15 protein-coding genes are annotated in these 12,812 nt (G+C 66.0%); 5 read left to right on the forward strand and 10 right to left on the reverse strand.

Features of this window, described 5'->3' with window-relative positions; translation table 11 throughout:
- Positions 1-199 precede the first annotated feature (199 nt).
- Positions 200-547, forward strand: coding sequence for a PilZ domain-containing protein (locus OPU69_RS01560; RefSeq protein ID WP_060977529.1), 348 nt, complete (start codon positions 200-202; stop codon positions 545-547).
- Here the strand turns inward: OPU69_RS01560 and OPU69_RS01565 are convergent.
- Together OPU69_RS01565 and OPU69_RS01570 are read right to left on the reverse strand one after the other, a co-directional pair.
- Complete coding sequence (locus OPU69_RS01565; RefSeq protein ID WP_498509044.1) at positions 532-1,707, reverse strand: glycosyltransferase; 1,176 nt, start codon at positions 1,705-1,707, stop codon at positions 532-534. The genes OPU69_RS01560 and OPU69_RS01565 overlap by 16 nt on opposite strands.
- Positions 1,708-1,720: 13 nt before the next feature.
- On the reverse strand, positions 1,721-2,284 hold the full coding sequence (locus tag OPU69_RS01570) for a helix-turn-helix domain-containing protein (protein ID WP_060977531.1): 564 nt from the start codon (positions 2,282-2,284) through the stop codon (positions 1,721-1,723).
- Positions 2,285-2,380: 96 nt separating this feature from the next.
- Here OPU69_RS01570 and OPU69_RS01575 point away from each other — a divergent pair, with 96 nt between their 5' ends.
- On the forward strand, positions 2,381-2,908 hold the full coding sequence (locus tag OPU69_RS01575; RefSeq protein ID WP_208597837.1) for a DUF6456 domain-containing protein: 528 nt from the start codon (positions 2,381-2,383) through the stop codon (positions 2,906-2,908).
- 146 nt (positions 2,909-3,054) lie between these two features.
- Here OPU69_RS01575 and OPU69_RS01580 read toward each other — a convergent pair whose 3' ends face one another.
- The 8 genes from OPU69_RS01580 to OPU69_RS01615 form a co-directional block, all read right to left on the reverse strand.
- Positions 3,055-3,786: an RNA methyltransferase gene (locus OPU69_RS01580; protein ID WP_196490585.1), complete on the reverse strand. Its 732-nt coding sequence runs from the start codon at positions 3,784-3,786 to the stop codon at positions 3,055-3,057.
- 4 nt (positions 3,787-3,790) lie between these two features.
- Positions 3,791-4,252: a transcriptional regulator NrdR gene (gene nrdR, locus OPU69_RS01585; RefSeq protein WP_060977532.1), complete on the reverse strand. Its 462-nt coding sequence runs from the start codon at positions 4,250-4,252 to the stop codon at positions 3,791-3,793.
- Between the two features lie 16 nt (positions 4,253-4,268).
- Positions 4,269-4,493, reverse strand: a complete 225-nt coding sequence (locus OPU69_RS01590) for a hypothetical protein (protein ID WP_060977533.1) — start codon at positions 4,491-4,493, stop codon at positions 4,269-4,271.
- Between the two features lie 3 nt (positions 4,494-4,496).
- Positions 4,497-5,807 (reverse strand): serine hydroxymethyltransferase, encoded by a 1,311-nt coding sequence (gene glyA / locus OPU69_RS01595; protein WP_060977539.1) that lies wholly within the window; start codon positions 5,805-5,807, stop codon positions 4,497-4,499.
- A gap of 35 nt (positions 5,808-5,842) precedes the next feature.
- Positions 5,843-6,289, reverse strand: a complete 447-nt coding sequence (gene rpiB / locus OPU69_RS01600) for a ribose 5-phosphate isomerase B (RefSeq protein ID WP_060977534.1) — start codon at positions 6,287-6,289, stop codon at positions 5,843-5,845.
- A 307-nt stretch (positions 6,290-6,596) separates the two neighbouring features.
- Entirely contained in the window at positions 6,597-8,057 is a 1,461-nt protein-coding gene (locus OPU69_RS01605; protein ID WP_498509045.1) for a S41 family peptidase, read from the reverse strand.
- A gap of 56 nt (positions 8,058-8,113) precedes the next feature.
- Entirely contained in the window at positions 8,114-8,671 is a 558-nt protein-coding gene (locus tag OPU69_RS01610) for an isoprenylcysteine carboxyl methyltransferase family protein (RefSeq protein WP_498509046.1), read from the reverse strand.
- Positions 8,668-9,699: a type III polyketide synthase gene (locus tag OPU69_RS01615; RefSeq protein ID WP_498509048.1), complete on the reverse strand. Its 1,032-nt coding sequence runs from the start codon at positions 9,697-9,699 to the stop codon at positions 8,668-8,670. The genes OPU69_RS01610 and OPU69_RS01615 overlap by 4 nt, the downstream gene beginning before the upstream one ends.
- 194 nt (positions 9,700-9,893) lie before the next feature.
- On the opposite strand from OPU69_RS01615, the gene trxB reads away from it, so the two are divergent.
- From trxB to OPU69_RS01630, 3 genes are all read left to right on the forward strand, one after another.
- Entirely contained in the window at positions 9,894-10,859 is a 966-nt protein-coding gene (gene trxB, locus OPU69_RS01620) for a thioredoxin-disulfide reductase (protein WP_498509049.1), read from the forward strand.
- A gap of 24 nt (positions 10,860-10,883) precedes the next feature.
- Complete coding sequence (locus OPU69_RS01625) at positions 10,884-11,972, forward strand: AraC family transcriptional regulator (RefSeq protein WP_498509051.1); 1,089 nt, start codon at positions 10,884-10,886, stop codon at positions 11,970-11,972.
- 82 nt (positions 11,973-12,054) lie between these two features.
- Entirely contained in the window at positions 12,055-12,759 is a 705-nt protein-coding gene (locus tag OPU69_RS01630; RefSeq protein ID WP_208598091.1) for a CPBP family intramembrane glutamic endopeptidase, BDIM_20840 family, read from the forward strand.
- Positions 12,760-12,812: the final 53 nt, after the last annotated feature.

The following is a 12,812-nucleotide window of genomic DNA, read 5'->3' on the forward strand; positions in this document are numbered from 1 at the left end:
GCCCGGTAGCCTCGTGCTGCCGGGCGTTTTTGCGTCTGAGGCACCGATGTGCTTCTGGCCAGCTGCCGCAGCAGTCATGTTTTCTTCACCTATGTTTACGCTCGATTAGGCTCTGTGCGCTATATCGCCGGGCGGTTGCACTCCTGCCGTTTTCCCCCGGACGGCACCGAGCCAAGAACGAGGGTTGCTGGAGGCCGTTATGGCAGCGTTGACAGGCAGGCAGGGCCAGCCAGGCGAGCAGGCGGCGGAACGGCGCTTCGCCATCCGCATCAACGTCAATATCGAGGCCGATCTGGTCGATCAGGGCCGCCGACACTGCACCGTTGCGCTGACCAACCTCTCTATCACCGGATGCCGTTTCGAAAGCGATCTCCCGCTGCGCATGCATGCGCCGGTGACGCTCACGATCGATGGCGTGGCCCCGATTGAGGGCGAGATCGTCTGGGCGGAAGGCAAGCTGATGGGGTGCCATTTTGCCGAGGCGCTGAGCCCGACGATCTGCAACCGCATCATCCGCACCCTGCGCGAGCGTCAGGAGCGCCGCTGAAACGACAGCAGCCGTGAAAAATGCCGGTGCAGCTCATCGGCATTGCGGTCCCACGTAAAATTGGCGACCGCGCCGCGCACCCGATCGCGGTCGGGTGCCAGCGCCAGCAGCTCGCCGATCGCGGTGGCCAGCGCCTCGGGCGTCGGCTGCACGATCCGGCCTGCGACAGGGGCGGTCAACAGCTCGCCCGCACCGCCTGCATCGCTGATGACGATCGGCGTACCGCAGGCGAGCGCCTCGACCCAGGCATTGGCCAGCCCCTCGGACTTTGACGGCAGGACCATGATGTCGGCTGCGGCCAGCCAGCGGGGCAAGTCGTCATGCGGCAGCGCACCTGCAAAGATCACGCGCGCCTCCACACCCAGCTTTTGCGCCAGGGCGCGATAGCTGCTCTCCTGCTCGCCGGCACCCGCCAGCACCAGCGTGGCATCGGGCAAGTCGGGCAGCGCCTCGATCACCAGATCCTGTCGCTTGCGCGCGATCAGCGCACCCACCGTGATCAGCATCGGGCCTGCTATCCCGAGCTCGGCGCGCAGCCCGTCATCGGCGCGGGGCGCAAAGCGCCGTTGGTCGCAGCCGGTATAATGGACAGTGATCTTCTCCTCGGCCATGCCGAGCGCGACCATGTCGCTCTTCATCGCCGCCGACACCGCAAGCAGCCCGGCCGCATCCAGCCCGGCGCGCAGCACCTGCTCGCGCGTCTTCGGGTCGCTGCCCCAATGGTGGATATCCGCCCCGCGCGCCTTGACCGAATAGGGGATGCCCAGCCGCTGCGCGAGCTCGCGCGCTGCGGGGCCGTCGGGATAGAAGAATTCGGCGTCGATCAGATCGAACGGCCTGGCGCGGTGCAGCCTCTCGATCAGCGGCCAGATAGCGCGGACCATCAGCTTCGGCTGAAGATGGTTGCCAAGGCCGGGCAGGTGCGGGAACTGGGGGCGATACACGTCCAACCCGCGCCAGGTTTCACGAAACGGCAGCTTTGCCAAGGTGCGATAGCGCGGATGGCGGGAAAGCGGCCAGGGGGGGAGGGCTTGCGGGCTGATCACCGTGATTTCGACATCGTCGCGCGCTGCCAGCGTTGCGGTCTGGCGCTCGACGAAGATGCCGAAATTGGGGCGCGCTGCATTGGGAAACAGCGTGGCGAGGGTGAGGATGCGCATCACCGCGCCAGCCTTACAGCGCGCGGATTAACGTTTCTGCCACAGCCAGCCAAGGTGGATCGTTGACCACCTGCTGGCGCGAGCCTGGGCCGGGGGGGAGGATCTGCATTCGACCGCCCTCGCGCGCGATCAGCCTGCCGAAGACAAAGCGTCCCGCCGGACGCGGCACCAGCACGTCGCGGTTGAGCGCGCTGGCAAGATCGGCCTGCTCGACCCGGCGCAGCCAGACAATGTCGCCGCTGCGATAATCGCCGATGCTGCCGATAACGCGCAACGCGACGAGATTTTCGGCCGGTACGGGCGGCAGCGCCCGTTCGCTGCGCGTCGGTGCGCGCGCGCCTTCGGCAGAGAGAAGGGCGGCCAGCGGCAGATCGGCAGCCGCCGTGCTGCTCACCAGCGCGCTCGATTCCACTTCGAGCGCGGCAGCGATCCGGTTCAACCAGTCGAGCGACAAGGTGCGCGTGCCCGTTTCCAACCGCCCGATGGTCTGCGCGGTAGTCGGCGGGTCGCAGCGCTGGGCGACCTCTTCGAGCGTCAGGTTGCGGGCGCGGCGCACATCGCGGATACGGTTGATCATGAGCGGTATCCTAACCTATATGGATAATCTTCTTTCCTACAATCCAACCTCTGTGGCAAGTCCTTCATCCATCACGAACCATCAGGGGTGTTGAAAATGGCGCAGAGGCAAGCATCGCATGGCGTGCGGGCAGAGGCGGGCAGGCTGCTCGCGGAAAAGGTGATCGAGGGCGAGATGGTCGGGCGCCGGGTCGATGGCGCGCGGCGGCCGGCGCGTTCGGTCACGGTCAACCTTGCCGAATCGCCGCTCGGCTGGCTGCTCGCGCGAGGGCTCATCGGCGAGCGGCAATTCGATGCGGGCGAGAAGCTGCGCAGCGACTGGGAGCGCGCGAACCTGTCGCCCTCGCTCACTATGCGCTGGGATGCCGCTCCGCGCTCAGGCGCACGGCGGGGCAGCGACGATCATCTCGAGCCGACCGAGCGCCAGACGGCCGCACGCCAGCGTTTCGATGCGGCGATGACGGCACTGGGGCGGGACCTCAACGATATTGCTTGGCGGGTGATCTGTTCGGGCGAGGCGATGCCGGTCGCGGAAAAGGCCCTCGGCTGGCCGGTGCGCTCGGGCAGGCTGGTGCTGCGGCTGGCGCTCGACCGGCTCGCCGATTTCTACCGGCTGCCGGGGTAAGGTGGGCGGAATAAATCGCCAGATTTCAGCCGCATGTTGTTTAGAATCGTCATTCCCGCGAACGCGGGAATCCCGCTTCTGGCTCTACCATGCTGAAGAAGCGGGGCCTCCGCTTTCGCGGGGGTGACGGCGTTTCAGCACTGAGTTCAGCTCACCGGCTTGCGTGGCGGCTTGGCGAGCGTGCTCAGCACGCCGCGAAAGGTGCGCACTTCATTGCTGTTCCATTGCGGCTTGGTGATGAGGTTGCGCAGCGTCCTGCGGCTGGTGGCGGCGCGGCTCTCGGGGAAGAAATAGTTCTTCTCCTCCAGCATGCCGCACAGCTGATCGAACATGCCGTCCAGTTCTTCCATCGGCGCGGGCGGATCGAGATCGACCTGAGGCGGAGAGGCGAGGCCCTGTCCGCCGGTCTTCGACCATTCATAGGCGACGAGGATCACCGCCTGGGCGAGGTTCAACGATCCGAATTCGGGATTGATCGGCACGGTCAGGATGTCGTGCGCAATCGCCACGTCGTCGGTCTCCAGCCCCGAACGTTCGGGGCCGAACAGGATGGCGCTGCGGCCCGGCGCGGCCACCATCGCCCGAGCGGCGACCTCCGGGGTAACGACGGGCTTGGTAACGCCGCGCTTGCGCACCGTGGTGGCATAGACATGGTGGCAATCAGCGACGGCCTCTGCGACGCTCTCGAACACCTGAGCGCGTTCCAGCACCACATCCGCGCCCGAGGCTGCGGGGCCGGCGGATGGATTGGGCCAGCCATCGCGCGGTGCGACCAGGCGCATGTCGGTCAGCCCGAAATTGAGCATTGCCCGCGCCGCCTTGCCGATATTCTCGCCAAGCTGCGGACGGACCAGGATGAACACCGGCGGTGGAACCATTGTCTCAGGCACCGCCGACATCCTTCACCGTGCTGGCGAATTCCTCGAAATCCTTCGCCTCGCTGAAATCGCGATAGACCGAAGCGAAGCGGATATAGGCGACCGAATCGAGCATGCGCAGGCCATCCATCACCATCCCGCCGATCTCGCGCGAATGGACCTCGTTCTCGCCCGAGGTTTCGATCTGGCGCTGGATGCCGGAGACGAGCTGGTCGATCCGCTCCTGATCGATCCCGCGCTTGCGGCAGGCGACCGCGACCGATTTCTCGATCTTGGCACGGTTGAACGGCTCGCGGCGGTTCTCGCTCTTCACCACCATGATATCGCGCAGCTGGATGCGTTCGAACGTGGTGAAGCGCGCGCCGCAGCTTTCGCACTGGCGACGCCTGCGGATGGCCGCCCCGTCTTCGGTGGGGCGGCTATCCTTGACCTGGCTATTTTCGTGCGCGCAAAACGGGCATCTCATCGGTGAGCGCCAGCTTTCAGGGGCGCAGGCGCTTGTAGAGCATGAAGCCCGCGCCCGCGAGCAGGCCGACCGGCCAGCTGATGACGGGCAGGACAGCCCCGGCGACCGCGCCGATTGCGCCTGCCGTCAGCACCGGCTTGGTCGAAGGGTGCGCCATGCCCTGCTTGGCCATGCCCACGATCTCCTCGCGGGCATCGGAAATAAGGTCACCCGAATTGTTCGGATCGTCAGGGTTCTGCATGGCTCAAAGCTCCGGATAGATCGGGAAGCGGTCGCACAGCGCCTCGACGCGCAGGCGGACGGCGGCCTCGACTTCGGGGTCGCCATGCTCACCCTTGGCGCGAAGGCCATCGAGCACGTCGGCGATCATGTCGCCGATCTCGCGGAATTCGGCGACGCCGAAGCCGCGCGTGGTGCCGGCCGGCGAACCGACGCGGATGCCGCTGGTCTTGGTCGGCGGCAGCGGGTCGAACGGGATGCCGTTCTTGTTGCAGGTAATGCCGGCGCGCTCCAGCGCCTCGTCGGCGTCCTTGCCGGTAACGCCCAGCGGACGCAGGTCGATCAGCGCAAGGTGCGTGTCGGTGCCGCCTGCGACGAGGTCCGCGCCGCGCTCCTTGAGGCGGCTGGCGAGCGCCTTGGCATTGTCGATCACCGCGCGCGAATAGCTCTTGAACTCAGGGGTAAGCGCCTCACCGAACGCGACCGCCTTGGCCGCGATCACGTGCATCAGCGGGCCACCCTGCATGCCGGGGAACACGGCGGAGTTGAACTTCTTCGCCAGCGCCTCGTCATCGGTCAGGATCATGCCGCCGCGCGGGCCGCGCAGCGTCTTGTGCGTGGTCGTGGTGGCGACATGCGCGTGCGGGAACGGCGAGGGGTGGACGCCGGCGGCGACCAGGCCTGCGAAATGCGCCATGTCGACATGCAGATACGCGCCGACCTCATCCGCGATCTCGCGGAACTTGGCGAAATCGATATGGCGCGGATAGGCCGAGCCGCCGGCGAAGATCAGCTTGGGCTTGTGCTCGAGCGCGAGACGGCGGACTTCGTCATAGTCGATCAGATGCGTATCGGGGGTCACGCCGTACTGGACGGCGTTGAACCACTTGCCCGACATCGCGGCGCGCGCGCCATGCGTCAGGTGGCCGCCCGCATCGAGCGACATGCCGAGGATCGTTTCGCCCGGCTTGACCAGCGCGAGCAGAACTGCACCATTCGCCTGCGCGCCCGAATGCGGCTGCACATTGGCGAAACCGACGCCGAACAGCTTGCAGGCGCGCTCGATCGCCAGCGCTTCGACCTCGTCCGAAGGGGCGCAGCCTTGATAATAGCGCTTGCCGGGATAGCCTTCGGCATATTTGTTGGTGAAGACCGAACCCTGCGCCTCGAGCACCGCTTTCGACACGATGTTTTCCGAAGCGATCAGCTCGATCTGCTTCTTTTCGCGGCGGACTTCCTTGGCGATCGCGGCCGCGACGGCGGGATCGGTCACCGCCAGACCTTCGCTGAAAAAGCCGGAAGAGCGGATTTCATTGATCGCGGTATTGGTCGACATGTCAGGCTCCATCGGGGCGAGTGAACGGGGTTGTATCAGGCGGGGGTCAGCTTGGCCACGCGGCGTTCGTGGCGACCGCCCTCGAACGGGGTGGCGAGAAAGGCGGCGAGGCAGTCCTTGGCGGCATCGATGCCGATGAGCCGCGCGCCCATGGCGATGACATTGGCGTTATTGTGCTGGCGCGAAAGGCGCGCGGAGAGACTGTCCGAAACCAGCGCGCAACGGCAGGCGGGGTTGCGGTTGACCGCGATCGAGATGCCGATGCCCGATCCGCACAAGGCGACGCCGAATTCTGCCGCGCCGCTGGCGACATGCGCGGCGAGCTTGAAGCCGTAATCGGGATAATCGACGCTGTCGGTGCTGTCCGGGCCCAGATCGGTCACGACGTGGCCCTGCTCGCGCAGCCATGCGGCGAGTTCCGCCTTGAGCGCGACGGCGGCATGGTCCGATGCCAGGGCGATCTTGACGGGCGTAGCGGTCATCGGGCGGTGCGATCCAGTTGAAGCCAGGGTGCGGGCCGAATCCCGCCTCGCGCGCTATCTAGGCGAGCGAGGCGTCCGATGCCACCAGTGATTGTGGATCGGTGGCAGTTTTGTGACTCGAGGCATTGCGATCACGAGACGCCTCTCCCTGGATGGGAGAGGCAGCGAGACTTGGCGACGAAGGAGCCTGGTCGCAGCGGTGAGGGTGATCGTCGGGCTGGGTGAGGCATCGCTAGCCAGGCTCAATCCGGCACCATCACCCCCACCCAACCCTACCCCATCGAGGGGGAGGGGTTTTACGCGGGGCTCAAAACAGCCCTGGCACTTCGCGCTGCGCCGGGCTGGGCGCATCCGGCACCAGCAGTTCTCGGTCGCTGGCGATCAGGCCGCGCTGCGACTGGCCGGCGATGTTGCCCGATGGGCCGCTGAGCGCAATCGCGGTGCAGCTGCGCCCGGCGAGGAAATCGAGCGCGCCGCGGATCGAGGCTTCCTGCGGATCGCCGAGCGGCCGGGTGAGGTCGTCGGGTGCCTGGCAGGTGACGTCGAGCGTGCTGGCCAGGCCGTTAAAATATTCGCCCTGGTTGCGGCTGTTGACCGAGCTGAACGCGACGACGCGGACCCGGTCGTCGCACGCGCTGCGGTCGAGCGCGATCTGGCCTACCGGCTTGCCGAAGGTGTTCGCGCCGATCAGCGCCAGGTTGCGGCCGAGATAGGGGGCCATTGAGTTGATCACCAGTTCGCTGGCAGAGGCGGTGGCGCCGGTGCCGATGAACGCGATCTTGACCGGGCTCACCGATTCCGCGCGCGGCGCAAACAGGCGGTTTTCATTGCGCGAAGATTTCGAGGCGCGGAAGCGCACGCCCGAAAAGAGTTCGTTGCTGCTGCGGTTGCCGCCGAGCAGATCGCCCATCAATTCTGCGGTCGAAACCAGCCCGCCGCCATTATAACGGAAATCGATGATGAATTCGGTAATGCCGGCTGCACGGAAGCTGGCAAAGGCCTCGCGCAGCGGCGTATCGGCGGACGAGATGAAGGTGCGCAAATTGATATAGCCGATCTGGCGGTTGCCGTCCTGGATGATCCGCGAACCATAGCGGCCGGAGACGGCGGGCAGATCGAACACCGCCTTGGTCACGCTGACCTCGCGCGATGCGCTTCCGCGCGTAACCCTGAGCACGCGGGTGAGCCCCGCCGTGTTCGGCCCCAGCGCATTGGTGATTCCGGCAGAACCTTCTGCCGCGATGATGTCGCTGACGCTCCTCAGGCTCGCGCTGCTGGTGCCGATTGCGGTGATCTCGTCGCCGCGGTCGACTCCGGCGGCGAGGCCCGGCGCGCCTTCGAACGCCTCGCTGACGAACACCCGGCGCGCCGGTGCATCGATCGACAGCCGTATGCCGATTCCGGCGCTCTCGCCGCTCGCGAGGAACGCATTTTCTTCGGCAATCGAGGTGATGAAGGTGAAGAACCTGTCCTTGCCCTGCTGCCGCGCGGTCGCGGTGAGTGCGTCGATATAGCCCTGCACCGTGGTGAAGCTGGCCGGATTGGTGCTGGTCACCAGCAGTTCGGGGAAGAGATACCATTCGTCGAGCACGTCGCGGGCGAAGGCCTGGCGGTTGGCGAGCGAGCAGGTGGGGCTGGGCGTCGGGCCGGGCGTGGGCGCTGGTGCGCTCGCGACCGGGGCTGGCGTGGGCGTGGACGATCCCCCGCCTCCGCCACAACCGGTCAGGAGCAGAGCGGAACTGGCCAGCAGGCCGATCAAATGGCGCATGGAGCGAAGAATCCGAAGCGAGAACGATGGGCCGCAATCTAGGCAGACAGCGACGATCAGGCGACAGGTTTTTGCAGCGATCGCATCTGCAACGCCGCATTTTCGGTGCGGATGCGGATGAACAATATGCCTGCGTTGAGCAAGGTCCAGAGGATCGCAATCGGCAGATGCCCGAAGATCAGCGGAATGGTGAGGATTTCGAGCGTCACCACCCAGTAATTGGGATGGCGGACCAGCCGGTAGGGACCACCGGTGATCCGCGGAAAATCCGGCGAGGAGATGATCCGCGTCGTCCAATATGGCCCGAGCGTGGCCAGGACCCATAGCCTTGCGGCCTGCAGCAGTGCGAAGGCGATCAGCAGCGGCCAGAGCATCGGCGCATACGCTGCCGTCGAAAACCACAGCGCGCCGAGGAAGCTCGCATGGATGGCGACCATCGCCGGGTAATGCCCGCGCCCATGCTCCACCGCACCGCGCGCCAGCAGGGCCCTGGTGTTCTTCTGCGCGTATACCAGTTCGAGCAATCGCTGCGCGGTGAGGAACGCCAGCACCGCCCATGCGGCAGGCCAGGCGGGTGACCAGATCAACGGGGCGAGGGCAGGGCTTGCGATCATCGGTGCAGCACCCCCATCGCGCCCGTAAAACCGGGCCCCAAAGCCGTCATCAGCAAGGGGCCGGTCTGCCCCCGTGCCAGGATGCGCTTCAGCACGAAATGCACGGTGGGCGACGACATGTTGCCATGGTCAGCCAGCACCGCGCGGGTTTCCGCCAATCCGCGCGGCAGGTGCGCAAAACAGCGTTCCAGCGCATCGATGACCTTGCGCCCGCCGGGATGGCACGCCGGTTCGGTGAGCGCCGCCTTGTCCAGCCCTTCGCGCGCGAGAAAGCCGTCGACCACCGGCGCGAAACGCTCGCGCACGAAGCTCGGCAAGTCGCGCGAGAGGATGAGGCCGAGGCCCAGCTCGTCGACGTCCCAGCCCATCATCGCGCGGCTGTCTGGCCAGGTATGCTGCGCGAAAGCCCCCAGCGCCGGGCCATCGCTTGCCGCCGACAGCACCACCGCGCTCGCGCCATCGGCGAATAGCGTCGAGGCGATGATCGCCTTTTTGGTGAGGTCGCCGAAGCGGAACGCGAGCGAACACAATTCCACTGTTAGCAGCAGCACGCGGCGCGCAGGATCGGCACGCACCAGATCGCCCGCCACCTGAAGGCCCAGCACGCCGCCCGCACAGCCATAGCCGAACAGCGGCACCGTCAGCGCATCGGCGCGAAAGCCCATCGGTGCAATCATCTGGCTCGCAATCGAGGGCGTCGCGATGCCGGTGGAAGAGACGCAGACGATGGCGTCGATCTGTCCCGGTTCCAGCCGCGCATCGGCCAGCGCCTGCGCAGCGGCGCCCTCGAGCAGTCTCTGCCCTTCGGCGAGATACACGGCATTGCGCTGCGGAAAATCGGCGCGGCCCAGGTAGAATTCGGGCGGCTGCGCAATGGCGCGGCATTCGACGCCGGTGCTGTCATAGATCGCCGCGATGCGCTCCGGCAGGCCCTTTTCGGTCGCTTGCCCCACGAAATCACGGACCTGCGGCTGGCTGATCCTGTGGTCGGGAACGACGGTGGTGATGGACTGGATGCGGGGAAGCATTGGCATAAGGTGGTCACAGTGCGCAGCGCTTGGCAAGCGATTCCCACGAGCCGGTGAATCGCGCTTGGCAGGGCGGGCCCAAATCTGCTTTAGCGGCCCACAAGTTAATGTTGCGCGGGACTCACCGCCTGTTGCCCTTGCGGCCAGGCCCGGCCCTGTCCACATCCGCCGCATCCGTTCGAGAAAGCCAGACCATGACCGAAACGATCAAGACCCGCATGCTGATCCTGGGCTCCGGCCCCGCCGGCCTTTCCGCCGCGATCTATGGCGCGCGTGCAGGCCTCAAGCCCATCGTGGTGCAGGGTCTGCAGCCGGGCGGGCAGCTCACCATCACCACCGATGTCGAGAATTATCCCGGCTTTCGCGACGTGATCCAGGGTCCGTGGCTGATGCAGGAAATGCAGGCCCAGGCCGAGCATGTCGGCACCCAGATGATCTACGACACCATCGTCTCGGTGGACCTGTCGCGCCGTCCGTTCCGCCTGACCGGCGATGGCGGCCAGGTGTACGAGGCGGAAACGCTGGTGATCGCCACCGGCGCGCAGGCGAAATGGCTCGGCGTTCCGGGTGAGCAGGAGCTGGGCGGCAAGGGCGTATCGGCCTGTGCGACCTGCGACGGCTTTTTCTATCGCGGCAAGAAGGTCGCGGTGATCGGCGGCGGCAATACCGCGGTCGAAGAGGCGCTGTACCTCACCAACCATTCGGACAATGTGACGCTGATCCACCGCCGCGATTCGCTGCGCGCGGAAAAGATCCTGCAGGAACGGCTGTTCGCCAACCCCAAGATCACGGTGCTGTGGAACAAGGGCGTCGAACGCTTCATTGGCGGCGGCGAGCCGCACGGGCTGGTCGGCATCGATCTCAAGGATACGGTCACCGGAGAAACCTCGCACCTCGCGGTCGACGGCGGCTTCGTCGCCATCGGCCACGCGCCCGCGACCGAATTGTTCAAGGGCCATTTGCCGCTCGACCGGGACGGCTATATCGAGGTGAAGCCCGGCACGCCGTACACCACCATCCCCGGCGTGTTCGCGTGCGGCGACGTGATGGACAAGGTCTACCGCCAGGCGGTGACGGCGGCCGGCACCGGCTGCATGGCCGCGTTGGATGTCGAGCGGTTCCTGGCAGAAGCGGATTTCGAGGCGATTGCGGCGGAATAAGGGGGCGGGCGCGCACTCCCGGCGATGATCGTCGAGCAACTCGACGCCGCCCTTCGCGCCGGGGCAGCGTGCACCTGCCTGCTGCTCACTTGGCTGATGCTAGCGTACTGGCGGCAGCTCGGACAGTCATCGCTGCTGTTCGCTCCGCTCGCGATCTGTCTTGCCAGTTTTGTCCTCGGCAACACGCCGCTGTCGTTCGCCGTGCCGCTCGGAGTGCCGGGCGACATTGCCCATGGCCTGAGCGGCTTTGCCGTCATCTTCCTGTGGTGGTTCTCGCTCTCCTGCTTTGACCGCCGGTTTCGGCTGAAAGGCGGGGTGCTGGTGACGGGCATCGCCTGGGCGCTAATCGCGGCGGCAGATCGCGGGCTGTTCGGGGCATGGCTTGATCAGCTCGGGCTTTCGCGCGTGCTGGTGGTGATGGGTTTTGGAATCGTCGGACACCTCGTCTGGCGGCTGCTGGCCGAGCGTCAGGACGACCTGATCCAGCGCCGCCACGAAGCGCGCGTGCTGGTCGCGGCGCTGCTCGGCGGTATGCTGCTCATCGACCTCGCCGCTGACGCCTTGTTCGGCTTCGCCTGGCGCCCGCTCGCCTTTTCGATGACGCAGAACGCGATGATCCTTGCCTTCGGACTATGGCTCGCGGGCAAGCTGCTGACCATCCGGACTGATGTGCTGACCTTTGGCGCGGGTGCCACGAATGCAGGCGCGGCCCCGCCTGCCAATACCGGTCAAAATGCAGCGCTGATTAGCCGATTGCGCGACCTGATCGAGGTGGAGCGGGTGCATCTCGACCCCGAACTCGGCTTTGCCCGGTTCGTCGAACTGATGGGCGCGCCCGAGCGCACCGTCCGGACGCTGGTCAATCAGCAGCTGGGCCATGACCATTTCCGCGCTTTCCTGAACCATTATCGGGTCATTGAGGCGTGCCGTTTGCTCGAAACGCGCGGGCACGACGATAAACTAATCGCCATCGCGCTCGACAGCGGCTTTGCCTCGCTCGCGAGCTTCAACCGCGCCTTTCGCGCGATCATGAGCTGCACTCCGAGCGACTATCGCAGCCGCGCCGCGCTTCTCGCCGAAGCTGCGCCAAATCCCGCAAAATCCGGGTTCTGAGCAACGATCTGCCGTCTTTTGAGGAGCCTTGCGATCCGCCCAAGGCTAATCCCGGCACGCAATATCAACGAAAGGCAAAGGCGTGATCGGACTGGCAGCCACCCTGACGATACTGCTCATGCTTGGTACGGCTATGGGCTTGGCGGATCGCCGGAATTTCTCGCCCCGCTGGCTGCTGATCGCCGCGCTGCTGATCGCGGTCAATGACGCCTGCCTCACGCGGTTCTACGGATGGCTTCCCGATCTGATCGGCGGGGAATGGAACTGGCAGGGCAAGCTCATGGCGCTCGCAGCCACGCTCGTTCTCGCCGGCCTGCCCGCGCTCGGCTGGCACCGGATCGGCCTGACCCTGGCGCAGACTCCCGGCAGCCTGAAGGCCGCGCTGCCCGTCGCCGCCGCCTATTGCGCGTTCTTCGTTGCGATTGCGCTGGTGTTCGGCGGAGACAAGGCCGATGCGGAAGCGATCGGCTTCCAGCTGACCATGCCAGGGCTCGAGGAAGAACCCTTCTATCGCGGCCTGCTGCTGTTTGCGCTCGACCAGGCGTTTCAGGGCCGCAAGCGCCTGCTCGGGGTCGACTGGGGCTGGGGCGCGCTGCTGTCCTGCTGGCTGTTCGGCATGGCGCATGCGTTCGGCTATTCCGATGGCAGCTTCTCGTTCGAGCCTGCGATCATGGCGCTTACCGCCATCCCCTCGCTGATCGCCGTATGGCTGCGCCTCCGCACGGGGAGTCTGGTGCTGCCGGTGGCGCTGCACAATTTCGGCAACGCGTTCTCGTTTCTGGTTTGAGAGGGAGAGGCGGCCTGGCCCTGGTTGCCATCAAAAGCCCCTCTCGTTGAGCT

The sequence above is a fragment of the Blastomonas sp. 34TW genome, from assembly GCF_059803595.1.